20 protein-coding genes are annotated in these 23997 nt (G+C 46.1%); 8 read left to right on the top strand and 12 right to left on the bottom strand.

The features are described 5' to 3' along the window. Positions 1 to 6 precede the first annotated feature (6 nt). The 3 genes from AC1DU2_RS08535 to AC1DU2_RS08525 all read right to left on the bottom strand — a co-directional run bounded on the left by AC1DU2_RS08535 (position 7) and on the right by AC1DU2_RS08525 (position 2843). Positions 7 to 936, bottom strand: a complete 930-nt coding sequence (locus tag AC1DU2_RS08535; protein ID WP_477383729.1) for a GyrI-like domain-containing protein — start codon at positions 934 to 936, stop codon at positions 7 to 9. A 108-nt stretch (positions 937 to 1044) separates the two neighbouring features. Beyond that, a complete protein-coding gene (locus AC1DU2_RS08530) occupies positions 1045 to 1953 on the bottom strand; it encodes a helix-turn-helix domain-containing protein (RefSeq protein WP_477383728.1) in 909 nt (302 codons plus the stop codon). Positions 1954 to 2078: 125 nt separating this feature from the next. Next, positions 2079 to 2843 (bottom strand): SDR family NAD(P)-dependent oxidoreductase, encoded by a 765-nt coding sequence (locus tag AC1DU2_RS08525; protein ID WP_477383727.1) that lies wholly within the window; start codon positions 2841 to 2843, stop codon positions 2079 to 2081. Positions 2844 to 3120: 277 nt separating this feature from the next. Here AC1DU2_RS08525 and AC1DU2_RS08520 point away from each other — a divergent pair, with 277 nt between their 5' ends. Continuing rightward, a complete protein-coding gene (locus tag AC1DU2_RS08520; protein WP_477383726.1) occupies positions 3121 to 4446 on the top strand; it encodes a vanadium-dependent haloperoxidase in 1326 nt (441 codons plus the stop codon). A 14-nt stretch (positions 4447 to 4460) separates the two neighbouring features. Then, complete coding sequence (locus AC1DU2_RS08515) at positions 4461 to 6503, top strand: glycosyl hydrolase family 95 catalytic domain-containing protein (protein ID WP_477383724.1); 2043 nt, start codon at positions 4461 to 4463, stop codon at positions 6501 to 6503. A 484-nt stretch (positions 6504 to 6987) separates the two neighbouring features. Here AC1DU2_RS08515 and treF read toward each other — a convergent pair whose 3' ends face one another. Then, entirely contained in the window at positions 6988 to 8580 is a 1593-nt protein-coding gene (gene treF, locus AC1DU2_RS08510; protein WP_477383723.1) for an alpha,alpha-trehalase TreF, read from the bottom strand. 210 nt (positions 8581 to 8790) lie between these two features. Between treF and AC1DU2_RS08505 the strand changes: the two genes are divergently transcribed. Together AC1DU2_RS08505 and AC1DU2_RS08500 are read left to right on the top strand one after the other, a co-directional pair. Further along, positions 8791 to 10524, top strand: coding sequence for a glycoside hydrolase family 13 protein (locus AC1DU2_RS08505; RefSeq protein WP_477383722.1), 1734 nt, complete (start codon positions 8791 to 8793; stop codon positions 10522 to 10524). Positions 10525 to 10823: 299 nt separating this feature from the next. Continuing rightward, on the top strand, positions 10824 to 11297 hold the full coding sequence (locus AC1DU2_RS08500; RefSeq protein WP_477383721.1) for a carboxymuconolactone decarboxylase family protein: 474 nt from the start codon (positions 10824 to 10826) through the stop codon (positions 11295 to 11297). Positions 11298 to 11632: 335 nt separating this feature from the next. On the opposite strand, the gene AC1DU2_RS08495 is transcribed toward AC1DU2_RS08500, so the two are convergent. The 8 genes from AC1DU2_RS08495 to AC1DU2_RS08460 form a co-directional block, all read right to left on the bottom strand. Continuing rightward, a complete protein-coding gene (locus AC1DU2_RS08495; protein ID WP_477383720.1) occupies positions 11633 to 12604 on the bottom strand; it encodes a quinone oxidoreductase family protein in 972 nt (323 codons plus the stop codon). 71 nt (positions 12605 to 12675) lie between these two features. After that, positions 12676 to 13260 (bottom strand): Crp/Fnr family transcriptional regulator, encoded by a 585-nt coding sequence (locus AC1DU2_RS08490; protein ID WP_477359879.1) that lies wholly within the window; start codon positions 13258 to 13260, stop codon positions 12676 to 12678. A 96-nt stretch (positions 13261 to 13356) separates the two neighbouring features. Next, a complete protein-coding gene (locus tag AC1DU2_RS08485) occupies positions 13357 to 13968 on the bottom strand; it encodes a hypothetical protein (RefSeq protein ID WP_477359881.1) in 612 nt (203 codons plus the stop codon). Between the two features lie 77 nt (positions 13969 to 14045). Beyond that, entirely contained in the window at positions 14046 to 14402 is a 357-nt protein-coding gene (locus tag AC1DU2_RS08480) for a VOC family protein (protein WP_477383719.1), read from the bottom strand. A 67-nt stretch (positions 14403 to 14469) separates the two neighbouring features. Continuing rightward, the gene (locus AC1DU2_RS08475) at positions 14470 to 14895 is read right to left on the bottom strand and encodes a VOC family protein (protein WP_477383718.1); all 426 of its coding nucleotides are present in this window, start codon (positions 14893 to 14895) and stop codon (positions 14470 to 14472) included. A 250-nt stretch (positions 14896 to 15145) separates the two neighbouring features. Further along, complete coding sequence (locus tag AC1DU2_RS08470; RefSeq protein WP_477383717.1) at positions 15146 to 15832, bottom strand: DUF2461 domain-containing protein; 687 nt, start codon at positions 15830 to 15832, stop codon at positions 15146 to 15148. A gap of 14 nt (positions 15833 to 15846) precedes the next feature. Further along, positions 15847 to 17010, bottom strand: coding sequence for a metallophosphoesterase (locus tag AC1DU2_RS08465; protein ID WP_477383716.1), 1164 nt, complete (start codon positions 17008 to 17010; stop codon positions 15847 to 15849). 197 nt (positions 17011 to 17207) lie between these two features. Beyond that, positions 17208 to 17816, bottom strand: coding sequence for an alpha-ketoglutarate-dependent dioxygenase AlkB family protein (locus AC1DU2_RS08460; RefSeq protein WP_477359895.1), 609 nt, complete (start codon positions 17814 to 17816; stop codon positions 17208 to 17210). Positions 17817 to 17916: 100 nt separating this feature from the next. Between AC1DU2_RS08460 and AC1DU2_RS08455 the strand changes: the two genes are divergently transcribed. The 4 genes from AC1DU2_RS08455 to AC1DU2_RS08440 are packed head-to-tail and all read left to right on the top strand — an operon-like array spanning position 17917 to position 23708. Beyond that, positions 17917 to 18294, top strand: a complete 378-nt coding sequence (locus AC1DU2_RS08455; protein ID WP_477359897.1) for a hypothetical protein — start codon at positions 17917 to 17919, stop codon at positions 18292 to 18294. Positions 18295 to 18299: 5 nt separating this feature from the next. After that, complete coding sequence (locus AC1DU2_RS08450; protein ID WP_477359899.1) at positions 18300 to 19028, top strand: ImuA family protein; 729 nt, start codon at positions 18300 to 18302, stop codon at positions 19026 to 19028. Beyond that, positions 19021 to 20523, top strand: coding sequence for a Y-family DNA polymerase (locus AC1DU2_RS08445; RefSeq protein ID WP_477359901.1), 1503 nt, complete (start codon positions 19021 to 19023; stop codon positions 20521 to 20523). Before AC1DU2_RS08450 ends, AC1DU2_RS08445 begins: the two co-directional genes overlap by 8 nt. Before the next feature lie 2 nt (positions 20524 to 20525). After that, complete coding sequence (locus AC1DU2_RS08440) at positions 20526 to 23708, top strand: error-prone DNA polymerase (protein WP_477383715.1); 3183 nt, start codon at positions 20526 to 20528, stop codon at positions 23706 to 23708. Positions 23709 to 23997: the final 289 nt, after the last annotated feature.

The raw sequence follows: 23997 nt of genomic DNA, 5'->3' as shown, positions 1-23997 counted from the left end.
TCGCCTTTAAAATATGGGGTAATATATTTTGGTAACCCATTTTAAAGTGTCTTTTTCAAGATACCTATCGGTCACCATGGATTCAAAGGGCATGGCAGGGGCTATCAGTTTATGATCTTTCATGTAAATCCTCACTTCTTCAAATGCATCGTTCACCGTATTGGGGCCGCCCTTTACATCGGCTATCAGTAAATTGCCACCCATTACCAGGTTGTTGATAATCGATCCTTTGCCCGGAGTTATTTTTTTATCAATTGGGATAGCATAGCTAATTTGGTATTCTTTACTGCCCACCTGGGTGATATTCAACATCGGGAAATTTGTCATTTTGGCCCCTTTGGCAATAGCTTCCTTTTTCAGGTTTTCGATACTGCTATATATACTTTGCATGTCGGGGTAGGTAGCAGCGCTTGCGGTTGTTGTCAGTAAAAACGGGTCTGTCACTTTATTTATGTAAATTTTATAACCGTAGGCGTTTTTCTGATCCTCTAAAAATGTTTTAAAGCGAGCTAAAACCAGCCCTGTTTTGTTTTGAAGATCGCGCGCGGCAAAATAATCCATTACCCTTTTTACCGGGTTTAGGCTGCTTTGCCTTTGGGCCTGCAAAGTTATTTTGGCCGCGAAATCTTCGGCTAAATAACTGATATCGGCATCAAGTTTGAAATTGCCTTGTTGCAGATCAACATTTGCACCGCTGTTGGTGGTTTTATTAATGGTAAATTGTACGCCTTCGTAAGCAAACTGTTTTTCATTAACTTTTGTACCCGGCCACCATTTTTCCCAACGGTGCTGGTGTACCAGGAATTTAGCTACCACGCCGTCAGATGCTTCAACAGTTAATTGGTTGCTTACAGTTAAGGTAGATGGAATTATAAAATATATAAGGGCAACAATAATTACAATCGCAGCTAAAATTATCAGTACGGTTTTCTTCATTTGGGTTATAAAAGGGCATCCAAATTTAAAGATAATGGATCAATGCACAGCATTTGAAACGCAAATAAGCAGCGGTATACCAAATAAAAAGCAGGCGGATATTTTTTGCTATGATCTAAACGCGACTGGTGTAAACGAAGTTTGTTTTTTAAAGTATTTAGAAAAATGCGCAGGGTCATCATACCCCAGTGCATAGGCAATTTCACTTACGCTCCAATGAGTTTGTTTCAACAGTATTTTGGCCTCCTGTATTATCCTGTTGCTAATAATTTCGGTTGTGGTACTGCCTGTAACCTCTTTTAGTACCTTGTTAAGGTGATTAACATGCACAGCCAGGCGGTCGGCATAATCTTTGGCAGTTCGTAAACCAAGTTTTTGGTGTGGAGGCTCAAGCGGGAATTGTCGTTCCAGCAATTCGATAAACAGGGAAGATATCCGTTCAGACGCGTTTTGCGCGATACTTATGGCCGGCATGGGCTGTAGTTTTTGCCCGTAATGAATAAGTTCTAAAACCAGGGTGCGTAAAAGGTCATATTTATACTGGTAATCGGCATCAAGCTCCCGCTGCATTTTCCTGAAAATGTATTCAATTTCGTTTATTTCTGTCTCAGAAACCTGGAAAACCGGTACTTGCCCCGGTTGAAATATGGGCAATTCATCCAACAATACCGCTGATTTGCCGGGCGAAAGAAAATCAGGTGTGAAAATGCAAAACATGCCGGTTTGGTTACCATCTTCGGGCAGCCAGCGATAGGGGATTTTGGGCGTGGCAAACAGGAGGGCGTTTTTCTGTATATCTATTACCTTATCGGCATACTCGGCTTTGCTTTTGCCTCTTAACCAGCTAATTTTGTAGTACGCCCTGCGGCTATAGGGCATTATTCTTGTCCCTGTCGTTTTATCAAACAATTTTTCGGCTGCAAACACGTTGAAATGGCCAATCTCTTTACTTGTCCCATTCTGAAAAGGTGCGCCGTTCCGGTGGTAAAAATCTTCGAGGGATGTATTGGTGATCATGCTGCTTTTTCCGAAATTTAAAGTTAGCAATTTAATGCATTGGTATCAGCAATTGCCATTAGCGGCAGATAAAAGCAGGGGCGCACTGTTCCATCAAGTACCGCCCTGCTTTTTATTAAGTTTTATTATACAAGCATGCCGCCCGAAGCTTCAATACGCTGCCCGTTTACCCAGCGCGCATCGTCTGTACACAAAAAGGCTACTACGCCGCCAATATCTTCGGCTACAGCCGGCCTGCCTAATGCGGTTACCGAGCTTACTTGTTTTTGTGTTTCCTCACTTGCCCGGAAGTGACCGCCGCCAAAATCTGTCATTACCGCACCGGGTGCAACTGTATTGGCCCTGATACCCCTGGCACCTAACTCTTTGGCAAGGTAACGGGTAAATACTTCAACAGCGCCTTTCATAGCAGCGTAAACCGACGACCGTGGAAAAGACACCCTGGTTAAGCCGCTGGATATGTTAACAATACCCCCACCATCATTCATCAGCGGGATGATGCCTTGCGTTAAAAAATAAACGCCTTTAAAATGAATGTTCAGCAGCTCATCAAAAAACTCGTCAGTAACCTCTTCAATCAATTTATATCCCCCTATGCCCGCGTTATTGATCAAAAAATCAATGCGGCCTACACCAAAGGTATTGGCTAATATATCTTTAACCTGGTCAGTGAAAGCGCCAAAGCTTTTAATGTCGCCGGTATTTAGTTGCAGCGTTGCCGCTTTTCTGCCGCTTTGTTTAATTTGATTAACAACATCTTGCGCCTCTGCCAATTTGTTGTTGTAGGTAAGTATCACATCAATACCTTTTTCGGCAAGGCGAAGCGCCATATCTTTGCCTAAGCCACGGCTGCCACCGGTTACCAAGGCTATTTTACTTTTACTCTCCATTTTGATAATTTTTATGATCCAAAATTGGCAATATTGACGGTACAACTGTTTGTAACAATCAATCCGTTACTTGTACAATTCAAATGATATTAATGCTGCCGCCTTGTAATGGTTGGTTAAATTCGGATAGCTTAAATTGCACCAAAAAATCACGTAAAAACCCCTTTTTATATGCCGGACTATAGGATATAAAAGCCTATATTAGCTGTCAATCAATGCAAAAAACAGCAGGATTATACGCTCTGTCCGGCTTGTTTTTTAACCTATTTTATAATTTATGAGATCCTTTCTATTTTGTATTGCGGGCGGGCTATTTTTACTCTCTTCCTGCAAAAAGCCCGAGTACCAAAAAATAATGCACGATCCTGAACTGTACCGTGTTACCGTGAAGAAACTGAACGATATAGTGCTGGAAAATAACTTTCCGCCGGTTACTGCTTCACGTAATTATGTGTATGCCAACATTGCGGCTTACCAGGTTATCGCGGCCGGCGATCCGGCGCATTTCAGGTCGCTATCCGGCCAAATCAAACATTTGCCGCCAACACCAAAGCCCTCAAAAGATACCACGGTTGATTACCAGTTTGCATCCCTGCTGGCATTTTGCTTTGTGGGTAATGCGGTAACGTTTCCGGAAGGCAGTATGGACCAGTATGTAGATGGGCTTAAACAAAAAGCAAAAGATGCCGGCATGCCCAATGATCTGTTTGAAGGATCGGTGAATTATGCCAATAAGGTGGCCAAATCTGTTATGAAATGGAGCAAGGGCGATAACTATTTAAAAACCCGTTCGGCAAGTAAATTTACGGTAAAACAGCAGGATGGCCGCTGGATCCCGACGCCGCCTATGTATGCCCAGGCACTGGAAGCACACTGGGGCGAGATAAGGCCAATGGTTTTGGATTCCGCTTCGCAATTAATCCCGCCAGATCCTCCGGCTTTTGATGTTGAAAACAAAAACGGAAGGTTTTACCTGCAGGCGCTTGAAGTGAAAAATATTGTTGACAGCCTTACCACCGAACAAAAACACCAGGCTGATTTTTGGGACGACAACGCATTTAAGCTGAACGTAGTGGGCCATGCCTCATTTGCCACCAAAAAGTTTTCGCCGGGAGGCCACTGGATGAATATTACCGGGACAGTTACGCGTGCCAAAAAGCTTGATTTTAACACCACAGTAAGTGTTTACGCCGAAACTGCCATTGCCTTATTTGATGGTTTTATCAATTGCTGGTATTTAAAATACCGCTCAAACTATGTGCGGCCCGAAACTATTATTACCAAATACATTAATGCTGATTGGAGACCGTATATCCAAACCCCGCCGTTCCCGGAATACAGCAGCGGGCACGCGGTAATATCATCGGCTGCGGCCGAGGTACTCACCAGCAAGTTTGGTGATAATTTTGCCTATACCGATTCGTCGGAGATGGAATTTGGGATAGCACCGCTCTCATTCAAATCATTTAGGGAAGCCGCGAAGTCAGCAGCCATGTCGCGGGTGTTGGGTGGTATCCACTTTAAAAATGCCTGTGTTGTGGGCAATAAACAAGGCGCCGAAATTGGGCAGCTGGTGGTGAAAAAACTGCAATTAAAAAAATAATACATACAATATTGATGATGAATAAGCTATCAAAATGGCTAATGTTGCTGGCCTTTGTTGTTCCTGTTGCAGCAAATGCCCAGGACGTAGACCCATGGACGGTTAAAGCAGATAAAATAGATCCGGCAAATTATTACGGCATCACCGTTGCCAACGGGATGATAGGTATTGTATCGGCCCCCGAGCCTTTTAAGGTAAAAAATGTGGTACTTGCAGGGGCATATGACCTGTATGGCAGGGGCAGGGTAAGTAATTTTTTAAACAGTTTTAACCTGTTGAACATGTACCTGGAGATTGATGGCCGACGTATTGATGCCAAAAATATCAGCAATTTTAAGCAGGAACTGGATATGCAGCATGCAGCCTTTACCACCACGTTTGATTATGGTGATAAAGCAACCATCAAATATACTTACTACTCCTTGCGCCAACTGCCTTTTACCGTTTTGATGGATGTGGCCGTTATTGCCAAAAAGGCCATCAATATAACATCGGCCAGCGTAATGGAAGCGCCGGATGCCTTAAAGGAAGTTCAAAACTATTACAACGAGATTGACAGGCCGCATGTAACCATCAGCCTGTTAACATCTACAGCAAAAAGCCCAACGGGCAAAATGCAGTTATGTGCCTCCACTTCGTTTTTATTTAACGAGCCGCATGGCCAGGAACCGCGCATTATTCACGAGATGTGGGATAATAACATGCACCTGATGAAATTTAGCAAGGCTATTGCCGCCGGCGAAACTTATAAATACGCGGTTACAGGCTCATCCATAACTTCGGCACACCATGCCGACCCGTTAAACGAGGCCGAACGCCTCACTATTTTTGCCAAACTGGAAGGCCGCGACCGCCTGATCAAATTCCACAACAAAGCCTGGGACGACCTTTGGGCCAGCGATATCCAGATTGAAGGTGATGCGCAGGCGCAGCAGGATGTACATAGTATGCTGTATCACCTGTATTCGTTTTCGCGTGCGGGTACAGCTTACTCGCCGTCGCCCATGGGGCTTTCGGGTTTGGGTTATAACGGCCACATTTTTTGGGATTGCGATATCTGGATGTATCCCGCTATGCTGGTGCTGCACCCCGAGATTGCCAAATCTATGGTTGAATATCGTTTTGAACGCCTGGATGCCGCCCGTAAAAATGCATTTTCGCATGGTTATAAAGGGGCAATGTTCCCCTGGGAAAGTGCCGACAGCGGGGTAGAAGAAACCCCTGTTTGGGCCTTGAGCGGTCCGTTTGAACACCATATTACTGCCGATGTTGCCCTTGCTGCCTGGAACTATTATTGCGTAACCCAGGACAAACAATGGCTGCGAGAAAAAGGCTGGCCCATACTATCGGCCACCGCCGATTTTTGGGCAAGCCGGGTTGAACGTAATGGCCCCGGGCATTATGATATCAAAAATGTAGTAGCCGCCGATGAATGGGCCGAAAATATTGATAACAATGCCTTTACCAATGCTGCCGCCATTGCCAACCTGCAAAACGCTGCCGCCGCTGCCAAAATATTGGGCGAAAAAGCGGATGCCGACTGGCAGCTGGTAGCGCAAAATATCCCCATCCTGAAAATGGATAATGGCGTAACCCGCGAACATGCCACCTACAACGGCGAAGGTATTAAGCAGGCAGATGTTAATCTGCTGGCCTATCCGCTGAAAACAATAACCGATGCCGGCCAGATTAAAAAAGACCTGGAATACTACGAAACCCGTGTACCCAACGAAGGAACCCCGGCCATGACCCAGGCTGTTTTTGCCCTGTTATATGCCCGCCTGGGTAACGGCGATAAAGCATATCATTTTTTTAAAGACGCTTACGAGCCAAACCTTAACCCGCCATTCCGCGTAATTGCCGAAACCAAGGGTGGTACCAATCCCTATTTTGCCACAGGCGCGGGCGGTATTATCCAAAGCTTACTCATGGGTTTTGGCGGTTTAGATATAACCCCCGCAGGTATTACACAGTTAAAAAGCAAGCTGCCATCCAACTGGAAATCGCTAAAGATAACCGGCGTTGGGATGGATAAACACACTTACGTTATTAAATAATTACTTTAACCGCATTTAAAGGAGGCACCTACGGAGCCAAATTAAAGCATTTTGATTCTATAAACACGTGACTCCGCCGGAGTCTCCGCAATGCTATTAAGTTAAGCGTTTTCAACCCTGTAGGGGTATGACATTTGTAGAAAAAAATAGAAAAATAATGCTCCGTGCCGTAGGTACGGAACTTATGTAGCGTACCTACGGCACGCAAAAATGTTAAATTACAATGTGCTACAAATGTTTTGCTCCGATGGAGCAGACTTAATAGCATTGGAGGCCTTGTTCTGATCCCTGTATCTTACCGGACAGCCGTTTTATTAATTGCTTTGTTATTATTCCTAATAATAACAAATACACTTTTTTAGGCTACAGCGTAGCCCCGTGTTTATAGTAAATGACAGGTGAGGTTGGCTCCGTAGGTGCCTCCTCTTGTTTGTTAATTCCTTGAACCTGGCCTTGTTTTTATCGGCTTAAGCTTCTGCTTTTTTCAATTCTGGTTTTCCGGCAAATCTTTGCTTTCATGTTCGGTATCAATATGGTACCGGTTAATCAGGTGTAGCAATACCCCGTTGGTCCAGCCGAAGCCATCCTGTAAGGGGTATTCGCCGCCGCCTGCGGTAAGTTTGGTATCAACCACATTATATTTTTCAAGCAGCTTGCCGGTTTGTTTAAATACCCGGATGTTTAAGCGTAGCCAGCGCGTGGCAATTTCTTTGGCCAGGGCGTTGTAGTGGTAGTTTTCCAGGCCATCAATGGCCATATACTGTAAAGGCGCCCAGCCATTTGGGGCATCCCATTGCTGGCCCGAAAAGTTAAGGGTGGTAACCAGGCCACCGGCTTTCAGGAAATTTTTCTTCAATCCTTCGGCTACCAGGCGGGCCTGTTCAACAGTGGCAATCTTAAATTCCAGCGGGAATTCGGCTGCCAGCGTAGGTACATTTGATAGCTGGTTTAGCTGCCAGTTGTAATCATCAAACCAGCCCGTTTTTTGGTTCCAGCAGTACTTCAAAATAGCGGCTTTACGGTGGGCGGCCCTTTCGCGGTATAGCTTGGCCAGCTTGGCGTTTTGAATTTGGTTAAGGCTGCGGGCTATGGTAAGTTCAAGGTTATAAAGCAAACAGTTCAGGTCGACTGGCACCAGGTTGGTGGTTTGTATGGTTGGCAGCTTGCCCGATGCATCAAACCAGCGCGTGCTGAAATCCCACCCCGAGGCTGCTGCCGCCCTGATGTTATGGTAAAATTGTGGCAGCGGTTGTTGGGTTTCTTTGCCGGCGGTTACATCCTGCACAAATGATTCTTCGCGTGGCTGGTCGCTCTCGTCCCAGTAGCGGTTCAAAAGTTCTCCGTCTGCCATCTTTACAACCCTGTGCGAGGCCTGGTTAGCAGCCAGGCCTTCCCAGCCCTGCATCCAGTACAGATATTCTTTGATTAACTGCGGCCTGAAATGGATCAATACTTTCTCCCTTTCGTTTTTGGCCAGCAGGTTTACCATCATAGCAAAAAATGGCGGTTGTGACCGGGTAAGGTAATAAGCCCGGTTACCATTAGGTATAAAGCCATATTTATCAATCAGGTATGCAAAATTCTCCACCATATTGTGAATCACCTTTACCTGGTGACTTTCCTGCAGGCCCAGCATGGTAAAGTACGAATCCCAGTAGTAAATTTCCCTGAACCTGCCACCCGGTACTATATAAGGGTTTGGCAAGGCCAGTGATGATGAAAATGGTTTAGCCTCATCGGGCCGGCGCTGTAAAACATGCCATAAAGTATCAATATGTTTGCGGATGCCCGCTTCAATATCTGTTTGAAACGAGTTATGCGATACCGGCATATCAAAATGTGCCAGTACAAATGTTTTAATATCAAAGCCGGGTTTATCCTTTTCATCCTGGTAGGCTTTCATGACCATGGCCGGGTCCTGCTTGGGCACAGCATCTACAAAAGTTTTATTATCCGGAAAAATCTGGCCAAGCTGAACAGCTTCAAACAAGCCCGGAAATTGTTGCCGCGGTGTTAGCGTTTGTGCTTTAACGCTAATGGTAAAAAATAAAAACGCGAGTAAAAAAAGTCTTCTCATTTAATATATCGATGCGCCTTTTTAAGGGTAAGGCAGTGGGTTTATAATAGTGTATAAATTTAATGTTTTTAAGTATAAATGTGTATCATTAACACTATTAATTTGCTGAGTTTTTTAAACATATTTTGAAGCATGCATAAAATGTCATAACTTGAACATTATTACCAGGAACGCCAATTTAACCTGCTGCTTTTTAGTTGTTTGCTAACCATGAAGATTTTTACCCCGCTTATCATAAGTGCTGCCTTTTTGCTATTGGGCGGTAATTACAGCTGTGCCCAAAACAGCCTGCCCAGTAAAGATAGCCTCGATCGTAAATGGTGGAAAGAGGCTGTGGTTTACCAGCTTTATCCGCGCAGTTTTAATGATGTAGATGGCGATGGCATTGGCGATTTAAAAGGAATAATTGCCAAACTTGATTACATCAAAAGTTTAGGGGTTGATGCGGTTTGGCTTAACCCGATATATGGGTCGCCAAATGACGACAACGGTTATGATGTGAGCGACTACCGCGACATTATGAAAGATTTTGGCACCATGGCTGATTTTGATGGCATGCTTAAAGGCATGCATGCCCGCGGCATAAAACTGGTGATGGACCTGGTAGTAAACCATAGCAGCGACGAGCACGAGTGGTTTAAAAAAAGCCGCAGCTCGCGCAACAGTCCTTACCGCGAATATTACCATTGGTGGAATGCCGAAAAAGGCAAACCGCCTTACCGTTACAGCCTTTTTGATGTAAACCATGATGCGTGGCGATATGATTCGCTTACCAATGCCTATTACCTGCATTATTTTTCGCGCAAGCAGCCTGATCTTAACTGGGAAAACCCCAAGCTAAGGCAGGAAGTATACGATATCATGAAGTTTTGGGGCGATAAAGGGATTGATGGTTTTAGGCTGGATGCATTCCAGTTTGCGGCAAAAGATACCACCTTTCCGGCTTTCCCAAATGGGTTTGAAAAAAACTTTACCCAATATTACGGTATGCAGGGCAACCTGCATGGTTACCTGCAGGAAATGAACCAGCAGGTGTTAAGCAAATACAATGTAATGAGCGTAGCTGAGGGGGCTGGCAATACTTTTGAAGATGCACACAATTTGGTTGATGCCGACAGGAATGAACTGAACATGGCTTATGCGTTTGAAGCAGTAGACATAGCCAAACCCGAAGGTTATAGCCTGCTGCGACTAAAGCAGATATTTACCAAATGGGATAGCGCGTTTGCTGCAAAAGGATGGCTCTCCATTTTCTTGGCCAATCATGACCAGGCAAGGCTGGTTACCCGGTTTGGCAACGATAGTCCGGAGTTTAGGGCGGTATCATCAAAAATGCTGACCACCTTTTTAATGACCATGCGCGGTACCCCTTATTACTATAATGGCGACGAACTGGGAATGACCAACGCCGGATTTAGTAGAGCTGAAGATTATCGTGATGTACAAACCCTGAACGAATACCATCGCCAGAAAAACCTTGGCACCGATATGCAAAAGTATTTACAGCGCATGAGTTTTGAAAGCAGGGACAATAGCCGCACACCCTTTCAATGGAACAACAGCAAAAATGCCGGCTTTTCAACCGGAAAACCATGGATTGCGGTAAATCCCAATTATACAACCATTAATGTAGCTGCCCAGGAAAAGGACGCCAATAGTACCCTTAACTATTTCAGAAAAGTTGTAAAACTGCGCAAAGACAACCTGGTACTGGTTTATGGTAAATACACCTTGCTTGATGGCCAAAACGACGATACTTACAGCTATACCAGGGAGCTGGATGGTAAAAAAATGCTGGTATTATTAAATTTTAAAAGTAAGGCGGCCACCACCAACACCGGGGTAGATTTTAGCAAAGCCAACGTTTTATTGGGTAATTATTCCCAATCTTCCAAAAACGGAACGCTTAAACCTTATGAAGCAGTAGTTTACGAGCTGAGATAAAGTGTTTGAAATCAGTTATTTGATTGCGAATGGCTGCGATTATTGCGGCCATAGGTTTTATGTGATTATACCTAATGGCGAGGTCTTGGTTGTAGCCTTTAAAAAATCTATAAACTCCACACAAATTTATTGGATAATTACCACTGCATTTGCGGGTACAATGCTTATGGCCTCCAGGTATTGGAAAACAGGTGGATGTAATTAATGGGGGATAGCCATATTTTTTTTAAAAGTATATGTCCTATTATGCATATCTCAATCGCTATTAGGGCATAAGTAAAACATCAATAAATAACACCATGAAACAACGACTCAATGTTTTTGAAAAAGGCCAGGGCGCTATGAAAGCTTTGTATGGCCTGGGCATTTACCTGGCTAAATCGCCGGTTGAGCAAACGCTTTTAAATTTAATTTATTTCCGGGTATCGCAGGTTAACGGTTGTGCCTATTGCCTGGATATGCACTCGAAAGACTTACGGGCCAACGGCGAAACCGAGCAGCGCCTGTATATGTTAAATGCCTGGCGGGAAGCCCCTTTTTATACCGATAGGGAACGCGCAGCATTGGCATGGGCCGAAGCTTTGACAAAAATTGCAGGTGGTCCCGTACCCGACGAAATTTACGCAGCAGCCCGCGAACAGTTTACCGAAGAAGAATTGGTTGATTTAACTTTGGCTGTTATCACCATTAACAGCTACAACCGCATTAACCTTGCATTCCCTAATGTGGCTGCTGTTGGTACGTACAAAGTTGGCGCGCACGCCGTTCAATAAATTGGCAAGGCATAAGGTAGTAAATTGAACACCTTAATTAAATAAGCCCGGTTATTATCTTTTGATAAATACCCGGGCTTATAAATACAATTCAAATCGACGGTTAGCCGGTTTTTGGTTTACGCCTTAAAAATCTGGCCACTAATTTTTTAGCCCTTGCCGAATTCTGAAATTTCAGGACAATAACCGACCAAGCGGCAATCAATAATGCAGCAATCATAACGTTGTTGTAAAGTGTTAGTGAATGAGGATACAGAAGCTGTTAGTGTATTGATTTGAAAACAAATACGTTATTGCCTTATTTGTTTTTTAGCTTCTGTAATAGCAGGATAGCATCAAATGGTTACGACCAGGCGCTGCCCGTCGGGGACATCTAAATTCCAAAGTTCGGCAATGTCTTCCAGTTTAACGGTGATGGTATCCACTTTGAGTTTTCCTACGGCCGCAAGGGCAAACATTTCGGGCAGTATAGCGGTAAAAAGCTGGCCAACCTCCTGCTTTGACCATGCGCCAAGCCCCGATCCGGTGAGCTGAAGATCGACGCTCCGCAAATTGGCGGCAGATAGCTGGATGATATCGCCGGCCATGCTACCAACCGATACATACCTTACCTTGTTTGTAAACGAACCATCGCCCTTTAAACAGGCAAGTATCATTTCGGCGGTATGGCCCCACAGGTAATCTATAATAACGTCAATGGGGGTTTGTGCGTGAATAGCTTTAATACGGGCCTTAAATTGTTCATCATCCTGCAAAACAGAAACAGCCTCATCACCACCCATCGTCAGCAGGTCATCAAGCGATTTTTGATTTCTGCCGGTTACAATCACCCTTTTTGCACCATAATGTTTGGCAATTTGCACGGCTACCCGGCCTGTAAAACCGGTAGCGCCATTTACCAGTACCACATCGCCCGGCTTAATATCGGCTTTAAACCGTAAACCCATTGCCGCGCCTATTATGGCGTTAGGCAAGGCAGCCGCAGCCGCATCATCAAGTCCATCGGGTATTTTTACTATCCGGTCTTTGTTAATGGTTGCTTTTTCGGCCAGCATACCACTCACACCCATGCCATAAACCCGGGTTCCGTCTTCCAGCAGGCAAACGCCATCGCCCCCAATTATCCGGCCGCTTGCCGCAGGGGCATCGCTTGAGTAGTGTTTGCCGGCGGCACGCCCCTTATCAAAGTGTTTAATGGCCACGGCTTTTACCGTTACCAATAGCTCATCGCTATTTTGAATTGCCGGCTCTGGAAAATCAACATATTGAGGTAATTCCCCTTTTTGATACATTACTGCTGCTTTCATCTTTTTATTTTTTTGTTAAGACAAAATTAGCCCGCAACATAGCGCCGCAACGATAACATATGTTATCAAGTTCAGAAATGTAATTTGCCTTTTGCAAGCTTGCTTTTAATGCGGCTTAAGTGTACTTTGCTGATACCCAGGTATGAAGAGATATAATGTTGTGGTACCCTCTGGACAATATGCGGCCTTTCGTCCAACAGTTTTTGATAACGCTCTTCGGGCGTATCCCTGATAAAAGAAACAAACTCGTTGATGTAATGGGTTTGCCTGCCGGCAGATAGCTGTAATATCATTTGAGCAAAACCGGGTTCCCGGGTTAGCTCATCCATCAATTGAGTAACGTATTGTTTGGGGAGTAAATAGACTACTGATGGCTCTATCGTTTCAACCGTGAATGCGCTTGGCGTGTTATTGATAAAGCTTTCGAGCGAAGCGAGGCCTTCATCCTCAAAAAAGAATTGTACAGTTTTGTCATCCCCTTTATTGTAAAAAAACGTACGCACACAGCCTTTCTCAATAAAAATATAGTGCTGTGATACTTTTCCTTCTTCCAGCAAAATAGTTTTTGCCGGTACCTCCAGCCGTTTCTGATATTCCAGGTACTTATCCCAAAAAGGGTTCAATTGGGGGAATTTATTTCTGAAATGGAAAATCATAACCTGTATAATTAATATGCTAAGATAAGCTCCCTTCCTATAAAATAGAGATATTAAAAATAGAAGTGCGAAAACCGGTATTAACGATCAAGAAGGTCAAAGAGCCATTTGCGGCAGATAGCCCGCGCTAAACGCATTGACCGTTGATCGGGGTGTGAGTACAGTAACCTGTTCCGCCTTTATTGGCAAGCCCGTTTTTTCATACCCCGCAGGCGTCCAATGATAAAGCTGGTTATCGGCTACCAGGTAGGGTTCGCCGTTAACCTGTATAAAAGTACCGTTGGGCAGACCCTGTACATCGGCATCGAACGTTACTTTGTTGCCGTTTTTATCTATCCTTTCCTGGTGTGTAATCTCGTCAATTTTCCCGATGGCGGTTTTATTATCAAACCCAAACCCAGCATTGCCCTTAAGCCAGGATGTTTTAAACTTGTTGGCATCATCGCGGCGGCATTCAAAACAAGGGCGATGGCCGGCTGCAAAAGCGGTGGCCTCATCCAAAAAGAACAGTTCTGTCCACAACCCCGGCGACATCACCTCGCGGTGCCTGCCTTTAAACTGCAACAGGCAGGTAATCCAGGCTTTAAGCTTAAAGGGGCGCAGTATGGTTTTGGTATCACCATGCAACTGACCTCGGTTACCTATCCAGGCACCCCGTGCACTGGTTTTGATAATATCGCCCTGAGGGTTTACCCGATTTTGCAGCATGTTAAATAATTAAAGTTTACCAAAAAGAGCCTGTTTTTTTGCTTTCTGCCTTAGGCCTTCGGCTTTCAGCTCCTTCCCTAATCGCACTCAATATTGTGGCCTATCCGCAAAATGTGCCCATCGGGATCTTTTACCAGCATCTCGCGCATAAACCAGGGTTTATCTTCCGGTGTCGATAAAATTATAGCGCCTTTTTCTTTAATAGTTGCATAATATTCATCCACATTATCAACATTAAGGCAAAGCCATGTTCCGGCATGGCCCTGGTCGCCTTTGCAAAAAAAGATGGTGGTGTCGCCTGTCAATGCACCGCCAAACGTTGGCGGGTCGTCCCATGTCCATTGTTCTTCAAAACCCAGTACCTGTGTATAATAGGCAAGGCTGCGCGCAACATCATCAGAATAAAGTATCGGGATAACAGAGTCTATTTTCATGACTAAAGGATATGTATACGAATATATTTAATATAGCGGATAACCTGTCAATTATCGCAACGTGTTATTATTCCTTTTTCCAGTCCGAATATTTAGTCTCCTCCGGTACGTCTGTCGGGCTTTCAAAATCCAGGTTATAGCCGTCGGGGTCCTTTATTGTAACTACCCACATATTGTTTCCAACAAAAGGCTCATTGGGTTTAAGACCATGTTCCACAAACTCGTGATATAATGCCAGCGCATCCTGGCACTGAAAGCACACAGATACCCCCAAACCGCGCCCGGGCGTCTCTTTATGCAGGGTTTGCAGCATAAGTGCACCGCCGCCGCGCTGAAGCCAGCACCATTCTATTTTATCTTTTGGTACCCATTGATTAACCAGCGTAAAGCCTAATTCTTCCACATAAAAGTGTAATGATCGCTCCATTTCGGTGACCATAAAAAAAGGTACCGCTTGAGTAATGTTTGGGGCTTTGGTGATTTGATTGGCCATGGCGTGGAGGGTTAATAGTGGTGGATACCACAAAGTTAAGGTGTAGACGTATTCGGGCAAATAGATATTTGCCATCAATTGCAATATTCCAGACTTGTAGTTTCAGAATTTTACAACTATCTATGGCGTGTTGGGTTTTTGAGGCGGGCGGGCCTGTCAGTCTGAGCCTGTCGAAGACTCGTGCGTAGAGGCCTTTGCCCGCTTGGTTCGACGGGCTCACCATGACGCCCCTTTTACAACGTTATTCACCCTAATCAATCACCCCATTAATATCAGTCACCAGCGCCTCGCTCATATAATCTAAAAAGGGGCGCATATCCCGCAATGCCTGGCAAACACTTTCAAAAAAGCCGGAACTCAAAAATTCATCATCGGTAAACCGGTGCACAACCAGGTATTGCTTGTACCGCAACAAGTCGATAGCTTCATGATCGGCGGGGTAACCTTTAGGAGTGGTTTTCACGGTTTCGCCGCGTAAGGTGCCAAAGCTTTTGATAAAAACTGCACTGTTGAGGATCTTACGCAAGGGCTTATCATCAAAAGCAATGTCATCCCTGATGCGTTTTAAATCCTGCGGATTGGGCGCCCAAAAACCACAGGCAACAAAGGTGTTTCCGGGTTCAAAATGGTAATAGTAGCCGCCGCGCCTGTATTTGGTAGCACGCCTGAAACCGCCGCTCCAATTGGTTTTATAGGGCGTTTTATCTTTGCCAAACCGGGTATCGCGGTAAATGCGGTGCATGCTTTTTTTACCTGTTGGCGTTTCAATAACATCGTGCAGGTTTAAGTTGGCCAGTATGGCATCTACAAAACCCTCCACAAAACCAAGCTGTTGCTGGTAAAACTCTTTATGCGCGGTAAACCATTCCCGGTTATTGTTATTTTTCAGGTCGTTTAAAAAGTCGATAGCAGAAACGGGCAATACAGGTTGACTCATGGCATCAAAAATAACTATTTGCGCCTTAAGGTAAGTACTGCAATTTCGGGCCAGATACCTATACGGCCCTTAAGCCCAAGAAAACCGAAGCCCCGATTTACGTATAAATATTTGCCGCTTTGCTCATAAAGGCCGGCCCATTGTTTGTACACATACTTAATGGGGCTCCACTTAAAGCCAAACAATTCAAAGCCAAATTGTGCACCATGTGTGTGGCCGGATAAAGTAAGGTGAACATGCTGGTGGTGCCCCATAGTTACCGCATCCCAATGCGATGGATCATGCGACATCAATACTTTAAAAGCATCATCGGGCACACGTGCGGCAGCTTTTTCCAAATCGCCATATTTATGGAAACCGCCCTTGCCCCAATTCTCTACGCCGATAAGCGCCAGCGACTCGGCATTTTTATCGATAGTTAACGATTCATTTAAAAGCAGGCGGAAGCCTATTTCTTTATGCACATTTTTTAGGCGTACAAGGTTGGCATGCTTGTCGTTCACATTATCCCAGCGCATATAGTCGCCATAATCATGGTTGCCCAATACCGAATATTTGCCATAAGGGGCTTCCAGTTTGGCAAAGGCCGGTATCCAGGGATCCATTTCGGCAGCGTGGTTGTTTACCAGGTCGCCTGTAAATAGTATCATATCGCTCTGTTGGGCATTCACCAGGTCGAGGCCTTTTTGCACACCTTCGGCATCGCTGAAACTGCCGGAATGAATATCAGATAACTGGGTGATGGTAAAACCATCAAATTCCTCAGGCAGATCTGGGAAGTACAACGTCTCGCGCCTTACTTTGTAATAATGGCGACCGCGGGTAACACCAAACAACAGCAGCAGGAAAAATACACCTGCTATGATGAGCACAAACTGGCTTACGCCCACGCTATGCGGCGGAAAGCCACGGAACAGGCGTGTAACATCTTCCAGTAATAAAACAATGCTGCCAATAAGTTTGGGCACAAATGATAACAGCATTAATGCCATTAACCACGATATAACTTTGGTTTTACCGGTAAAGGCGCTGAAAACGATAGTAGCACCTAGCAAGCCATCAAAAAGCCAATAGGCCAGGTAAACCGTTGTATTGGCGGTAAGCGTTTGTACCGCCGCAAAAAAATAAACATCAATGATAAGCCATAGCAATACAATGGCAGGGACTCTTTTCTTCATACTTAGGTTAGACGAACAAGTATCAAAAAGATTTTAAACATTTAAACTTCATTGCGTTAAGATGACAAATGGTTTTGTAGAGACGCATCACATGCGTCTCCCGCAGGATATTCACAATTTGCCGGTCGGGTTTGCATGTGTGATTTGCATGGGGGAGACGCATGTGATGCGTCTCTACAAAAAGGGAAAATATAAAATCATATCACCACCCTAAACGTCAAATTAACCCTGGCTTTCATCGGTTTTACAGATTTTGCTATGCGGTGTTCCCAATGCTCCTGCAATCCGGCCTTCATCAGCAAAAATGAGCCATGCTCCAGCCGTACCGAATATTTTTCATGATGATGCTGTTTGCTGCGGATATCAAAGCTGCGTACCTGCCCAAAACTTACCGATGCGATGACCGGGTTTTTGCCCAGTACATCTTCGCGGTCGCTGTGCCAGGCTACCGAGTCGTTGCCATCGCGGTAATAATTAAGCAGTACACTGTTAAATTGGATGCCGGCCAATGGCTCTATTTTATTTTTAATCATCAGCAGTTCGGGCGTCCAGTAGTTGGGCTTGCTTTGGGTTAGTGAGGCATAGTCATAAACTTCTGGGTCGCCGTACCAGGCGGTCAGGCGCGGGGTGATGATGCCTTTATCATAAATCCTTTGCATCCGCTGTTTCCAGGGAGTTTCGGCAATAAACTTTTGGAGCAGGCTGTCGCTTTCCTGCTCATTAAAAAGGCTGGGGCGGTAATCTAATAAATGGGTGGGCAGGCCCTTACTTTGCCCGGCATCGGGAAAAAAACATAGCTGTTCCATATCAACCTCCAATTTTTGCTAAAACAAATCTGTGCTAATTTTTTTTACAAAGATATTAAAATACTAATATTTTTAGTATTAGATTTGTAGTCTGTTTCTGATGGAAGAATTTTATATCGATGTGAAGATCAGCCGTGGCATGACCCGGATACAGGTGGACGAGGTGCCGCCTGAGCAATGGGATTTGCCCTATGCGCCGCAATTTATCATCGAGTTTTATAACGGCCGGGAATTTATTACCATGATGCTGCAACTGGAGCAGGGGGAGTGGTATGATCGTAATGCCCGTGTACAGGATGACGATATACAGCGTTATTTTGAACCTGTGCCTGATCCGCGTAATGCCGATTATGAAAGCCCGTTAAATGTACAGGCCATCCAGGAAATTGGCCATGCTATCAGCAGGCACATGGTAGTGCACCTAACAGTTTATATGGGGTTATTTATACCTGTTTTTCGTGAACCAACTTTAAACTGAAACTCATGGAAGCAAAAGAGGATATTATCAGCCAGCTGAAAAAAGATATTTTATTGTGGGAGGGTTTTAAAGTACCCATTGCCGGGGCCGACGATAGCTTTGGCCTGGGGCCTATTGAGGCTGCTTTTCCAAACGGTATTTTCCCGGTAGGTGCAGTGCATGAGTTTTTAACTACCGAGCCCGAACACGCCGCGGCCACCAGCGGCTTTATTGGCGGCATACTGGCCCAGTTGATGCGTACCAATGGGGTTTGCTTGTGGATAAGCAAAGCGCGTACAGTTTTCCCGCCTGCGCTTAAAGTATTCGGCGTACCGCCCGAGCGGGTGATATTTATAGACCTGCAGCGCGAAAAAGATTTGCTATGGGCAACCGAAGAAGCCCTGAAATGCGATGGCCTGACAGCTGTTATTGCCGAATTGCCGGGCATCAACTTTACCCAATCGCGCCGTTTGCAGCTGGCGGTTGAAAGCAGCAAGGTTACCGGGTTTGTTTTACGTACCGATGCTAAAAAGTTAAGTACCACCGCCTGTGTATCCCGCTGGCAAATAACGCACCTGCCCAGCGAGTTGGAAGATGGTTTACCCGGCGTAGGCTTCCCGCGCTGGCAGGTGGAACTTTTAAAGGTGCGTAACGGCAACCCGGGCTGCTGGCAGGTAGAATGGGTGGCCGGCAGCTTTGTACCTGTTATGGAAGAAAAAGTGGTAACAGAAATAGCATACCAGCAATATGCCTAAGCGGTTTATGTCCATATGGTTCCGTCATTTAACTACCGACTGGCTTACCCTGAAGCAGCCGGAGTTGAAAGATGTGCCTTTTGTTTTTGCGATAAAAGATCACGGGCGCATGCTAATAACCGCCACCAACCGTGCCGCCGAAGTGCATAGTGTAAAAGCAGGCATGGTTGCTGCCGATGCCAAAGCCATAATAGTTGGCCTGCAGGTGATAGATGAGCAACCCGACCGTGCCGCCAAATTATTACATGCCTTAGGCGAGTGGTGCATCCGCTATACGCCCATCATCGCCATTGATATGCCCGATGGGCTGATCCTTGATGTATCTGGCTGTACCCACCTTTGGGGCGGCGAACGGGAATACCTGAAAACGATAGTACTTAAATTAAGAAGCAAGGGCTACGATGCCCGCGCCGCCATGGCAGATAGCATTGGCACGGCCTGGGCCATTGCGCGTTTTGGCAGGCTGAGCCCCATTATTGAAAGTTACGGGCAGGCCACGGCCTTGCTGCCATTACCGCCGGTGGCCTTGCGGCTGGAGCCGGTTATTACAGATCGTTTGCAAAAACTGGGGTTGCGTACCATCGGCAGTTTTATCCGCATGCCACGGTCGGTACTACGCCGGCGGTTTGGGGAGCATCTGCTGCTGAGGCTTAACCAGGCTTTGGGCAACGAGGATGAACCGATGCAATTATTACAGCCCGTTGAACCCTACCAGGAGCGCCTGCCCTGCATGGAACCCATCAATACCGCCACCGGGATAGAGATAGCGATCAGACGGTTACTGGAAAGTATGTGTAAACGGCTGCAGCAGGATGGCAAAGGGTTACGAACGGGTGTACTGAGGTGTTACCGGGTGGATGGTAAGGTAGAGCAGGTGCAGATAGGCACAAACCGCGCATCGCACCATGTGGAGCACCTTTTTAAATTATTCGAGCTTAAAATAGCCACGATAGAACCTGCCCTGGGGATTGAACTTTTTGTGCTGGATGCCCCCAAGGTAGATGATGCCGACCCTGTACAGGAACGCCTGTGGGGCGAGGTTGGCGGCCTGGATGATACCGGCGTAGCCGAACTGCTGGACAGGATTGCCGGTAAAATAAATACCAATGTTATACACCGTTACCTGCCCGACGAGCATTACTGGCCCGAACGTTCTATTAAAAAAGCCGCTGCCATACTGGAGAAACCTGCTACCGCCTGGCGCATCAGCAGGCCACGGCCCACACAGCTTTTGGCCCGGCCCGAACCTGTTCAGGTAATGTCGCTGGTGCCAGATTATCCACCAATGCATTTTATCTATAAAGGTAAAGTGCATCAAATTAAGAAAGCCGATGGCCCCGAACGCATTGAGCGCGAATGGTGGCTGGAAAATGGCGAACGCCGTGATTATTACCATGTTGAGGATACAGATGGCAAGCGTTACTGGATTTTTCGGCTGGGTAAGTACATGGAAGGCGAAATTAATGAATGGTTTATTCATGGTTTTTTTGCGTAAATATGGAGTATACAGAATTACAGGTTACCAGCAATTTTAGCTTCCTGCGCGGCGGCTCGCATCCTGCCGAACTGGTGGAGGCCGCCGTTAAGTTGGGTTATACAGCCATTGCCATTACCGACCGTAATACTGTTGCCGGTGTAGTACGTGCCCATGCCGCTGCAAAAAGTGCCGGCATCCGTTTTATCCCGGCTTGCCGGCTTGATCTGTTGGACGGTCCCAGTCTGCTGGCTTATCCTACCGATATTACTGCGTGGGGGCGTTTGTGCGCTTTGCTAACCAAAGGCAACCTGCGTACCGAAAAAGGCAAATGCGAGTTGTATAAAAATGATGTATTCGAACATGCCGAAGGCATAAAATTTATAGTGATTCCCCCCGATGAATTAAACACCTGGTTTGATTTTGATGACTCATTTAAGCAGGATTTAAAGGAGTACCAGGCAGCTTTGGGCCATGATTTGTATATAGCCGCAACCCGCTCATATCATGGCGATGATGCCAAACGCTTTTACCGGCTTTCACAATTAACCATCCCTATGGTGGCTACCAATGATGTGCATTATCATGAGGCCGAAAGGCGCGAGCTACAGGATATAGTAACCTGCGTACGCGAAAAGTGTACCATTCACAATGCCGGTTTCCGGCTGCACGCCAATGCCGAAAGGTATTTGAAGCCGATTGAAGAAATGGAACGCCTGTTTCAACAATACCCAGATGCCCTGGCACGTAGCCGGGAAATTGCTGAAGCCTGTAAATTTTCATTAGATACTTTAAAATACCTGGAGCCGGAGTGGATTAGCCCTGATGGGCAGACGGCAGATGAACACCTGGCATCCCATACCTGGGCCGGTGCCAAAAAAATATTTACTGATGCCGAATTTGAATTACAGAAGGGACAGATCCAATTCGAACTCGATTTTTTTAAGAAACGAAAACTGGCCCCTTATTTTTTACGAATTTTTGAATACACCCAGAAGGCTGAAGAGTTAAAAATCCTGCACCAGGGGAGGGGCTCGGCGGCTAATTGCGCGGTGTGTTTTTGTTTGGGGATAACCCCTGTTAACCCGGCCAAATCAAACCTGTTGTTTTCGCGCTTCATGTCCGATTCCCGGGAGGAGTGGCCCGATGTGGATGTTGATTTTGAACACGAGCGACGGGAAGAAATTATCCAATGGATTTACCAAACCTATGGCCGCGAACATGCGGCTATTGTTGCCACGGTTACCCAGGAGCGGCATAAAGGCGCAATCCGTGATGTGGGGAAGGCTATGGGGATTTCTGTAGATACCATTAGCCGGCTTGCGGGCGCTATCTGGGATTTTTCGGAAGAGGCTTTTGACCGGGAACGTATCATTTCGCAGGGGCTTAACCCCGATGATCCGCTGTTGACAAAGGTACTGCAACTAACTGATGAACTGATGGGGTTCCCGCGGCAGTTAGGGCAGCATACAGGTGGCTTTGTAATTATGCGCTGTAAACTCTCGGACATTTGCCCGGTTATGAATGCCCGCATGGAAGACCGTACCCAGCTGGAATGGAACAAAGACGACCTTGAAGACCTGGGCATTTTAAAAGTAGATGTACTGGCCCTGGGCATGCTTACCTGCATCCGTAAAGCATTTGACCTGGTTAAGCAGCACTATGGAGAGGAACTAACATTGGCCAACGTACCGCAGGATGATAAGGCAGTTTATGATATGATATGCCAGGCCGATACGCTTGGTGTTTTCCAGATAGAAAGCCGGGCACAAATGTCGATGCTGCCACGATTGAAGCCCAGGGAGTTTTATGACCTGGTGATAGAAGTAGCCATCGTACGCCCCGGCCCCATACAGGGCGATATGGTACACCCTTATTTACGCAGGCGCGATGGGATAGACAAGGTTGAGTATCCTTCGGAAGAATTAAAAAAAATACTGGAACGAACAAAAGGTGTGCCTTTATTCCAGGAGCAAGCTATGGAGATTGCCATGGTAGCGGCAAATTTCACCGCTGCCGAAGCCGACCAGTTGCGCCGAAGTATGGCTACGTTTAAGGCCAAAGGATTGGTGAGTAATTTTCGTGATAAACTGGTGGCCGGTATGATGGGCAAAGGTTATACCGAAGAATTTTCCAAACGTATTTTTAAGCAATTGGAAGGCTTTGGCAGCTATGGTTTCCCCGAAAGTCATGCTACTTCATTTGCCCATTTGGTTTATATTTCATCATGGCTTAAGTGGTATTATCCTGATGTTTTTGCCGCGGCGTTGCTCAACAGCCAGCCAATGGGCTTTTACCAGCCGGCGCAGATAGTGATTGATGCCGAAAGGCATGGTGTAGTTGTGCGCCCGGCAGATGTAAATCACTCCATGTGGGATAACACACTGGAAGAAAAAGATGGTAAGTTTTGCGCCGTTCGTTTGGGTTTTAGGCAGGTGAACGGCCTGCGCGAGGATGATATGCAGGCGCTGATAGCGGGGCGGGGAACAGGTTATACCAGCATCAGCCGATTAAGCGATGCCGGTGTGCCGCAGGCCGCCATTGAAAAACTTACCGATGCCGATGCATTCCGTTCCCTGGAACTGGATAGGCGCGAAGCTTTATGGGAAGTACCCGCGCTTAATGATAAACCCATCGGCCTGTTTGCCGGCCAGCTATCCGAAAGCGCTATGGAGGCACAGGTTACGCTGCCGCTGATGACCCAGGCCGAGCATGTGGTGCAGGATTATGCTTCTACAGGTTTATCGCTAAAAGCACACCCCGTTAGTTTTGTGCGCGAAAAACTGGATCTGTTGAAAGTAACAGCTACCGGCCGGCTGGCACAGCTAAAAGATGGCGACCCGGTTAAAGTTACCGGCCTGGTAACTGTACGTCAGCGCCCTGGTACGGCCAAGGGGATTTTATTTATTACCATTGAAGACGAAACCGGCTTTGCTAACCTGGTGGCCTTTGAAAAGGTTTTTGATAAATACCGAAAAGAAATATTGCAATCACGCCTGCTGATGGTAGAGGGTAAATTGCAGGTAGAGGGATTGGTAATCCATGTGATAGCGCACCGTTTTTTTAACCTGTCGCCCTTATTACGTGGCCTTACGGCGGCTCAAACCGAAGATTTGCCGGTACTAACTTTATCGCGTAGCGATGAAACAACATCGCCGGTTACCCCTGTTAAGGAGGTTTTTCACAAAGGCAGGAACTTTAAATAATAGCAAAAATGAGAATCAAGAGTTGAGAATCAGGAGTCAAGATAAAAACGAAGAAGTGTTTAAATTGATTTACAGGTAATGGAAATGTCGATAGCGCATGGCGGTGACGACTCACCCCGACGACCCCTATAAATATCGGAGCGTCTTCCCCTCTCTCCGACTGCGTCCATAGCGGGGCTTGAAAAGAGAGAAAAGACAAAAGATATAAGACAAAAACTAATAAAAAAATGAGCTACACCCTCTTTGCGGCGCAGCCGGAGAGAGGGTCGGCCAGCGCAGCGTAGCCGGG

The organism is Mucilaginibacter sp. P4_C11, assembly GCF_056402115.1.
The sequence above is the reverse complement of the archived record's forward strand: the minus strand, read 5'-3'. Positions and strand labels throughout refer to the sequence as shown.

Bases quoted from the DNA above. Each gene is read 5' to 3' on its own strand.
- AC1DU2_RS08535 (WP_477383729.1), bottom strand. From the start codon at position 936: ATGAAGAAAACCGTACTGATAATTTTAGCTGCGATTGTAATTATTGTT.
- AC1DU2_RS08530 (WP_477383728.1), bottom strand. From the start codon at position 1,953: ATGATCACCAATACATCCCTCGAAGATTTTTACCACCGGAACGGCGCA.
- AC1DU2_RS08525 (WP_477383727.1), bottom strand. From the start codon at position 2,843: ATGGAGAGTAAAAGTAAAATAGCCTTGGTAACCGGTGGCAGCCGTGGC.
- AC1DU2_RS08520 (WP_477383726.1), top strand. From the start codon at position 3,121: ATGAGATCCTTTCTATTTTGTATTGCGGGCGGGCTATTTTTACTCTCT.
- AC1DU2_RS08515 (WP_477383724.1), top strand. From the start codon at position 4,461: ATGATGAATAAGCTATCAAAATGGCTAATGTTGCTGGCCTTTGTTGTT.
- treF (WP_477383723.1), bottom strand. From the start codon at position 8,580: ATGAGAAGACTTTTTTTACTCGCGTTTTTATTTTTTACCATTAGCGTT.
- AC1DU2_RS08505 (WP_477383722.1), top strand. From the start codon at position 8,791: ATGAAGATTTTTACCCCGCTTATCATAAGTGCTGCCTTTTTGCTATTG.
- AC1DU2_RS08500 (WP_477383721.1), top strand. From the start codon at position 10,824: ATGAAACAACGACTCAATGTTTTTGAAAAAGGCCAGGGCGCTATGAAA.
- AC1DU2_RS08495 (WP_477383720.1), bottom strand. From the start codon at position 12,604: ATGAAAGCAGCAGTAATGTATCAAAAAGGGGAATTACCTCAATATGTT.
- AC1DU2_RS08490 (WP_477359879.1), bottom strand. From the start codon at position 13,260: ATGATTTTCCATTTCAGAAATAAATTCCCCCAATTGAACCCTTTTTGG.
- AC1DU2_RS08485 (WP_477359881.1), bottom strand. From the start codon at position 13,968: ATGCTGCAAAATCGGGTAAACCCTCAGGGCGATATTATCAAAACCAGT.
- AC1DU2_RS08480 (WP_477383719.1), bottom strand. From the start codon at position 14,402: ATGAAAATAGACTCTGTTATCCCGATACTTTATTCTGATGATGTTGCG.
- AC1DU2_RS08475 (WP_477383718.1), bottom strand. From the start codon at position 14,895: ATGGCCAATCAAATCACCAAAGCCCCAAACATTACTCAAGCGGTACCT.
- AC1DU2_RS08470 (WP_477383717.1), bottom strand. From the start codon at position 15,832: ATGAGTCAACCTGTATTGCCCGTTTCTGCTATCGACTTTTTAAACGAC.
- AC1DU2_RS08465 (WP_477383716.1), bottom strand. From the start codon at position 17,010: ATGAAGAAAAGAGTCCCTGCCATTGTATTGCTATGGCTTATCATTGAT.
- AC1DU2_RS08460 (WP_477359895.1), bottom strand. From the start codon at position 17,816: ATGGAACAGCTATGTTTTTTTCCCGATGCCGGGCAAAGTAAGGGCCTG.
- AC1DU2_RS08455 (WP_477359897.1), top strand. From the start codon at position 17,917: ATGGAAGAATTTTATATCGATGTGAAGATCAGCCGTGGCATGACCCGG.
- AC1DU2_RS08450 (WP_477359899.1), top strand. From the start codon at position 18,300: ATGGAAGCAAAAGAGGATATTATCAGCCAGCTGAAAAAAGATATTTTA.
- AC1DU2_RS08445 (WP_477359901.1), top strand. From the start codon at position 19,021: ATGCCTAAGCGGTTTATGTCCATATGGTTCCGTCATTTAACTACCGAC.
- AC1DU2_RS08440 (WP_477383715.1), top strand. From the start codon at position 20,526: ATGGAGTATACAGAATTACAGGTTACCAGCAATTTTAGCTTCCTGCGC.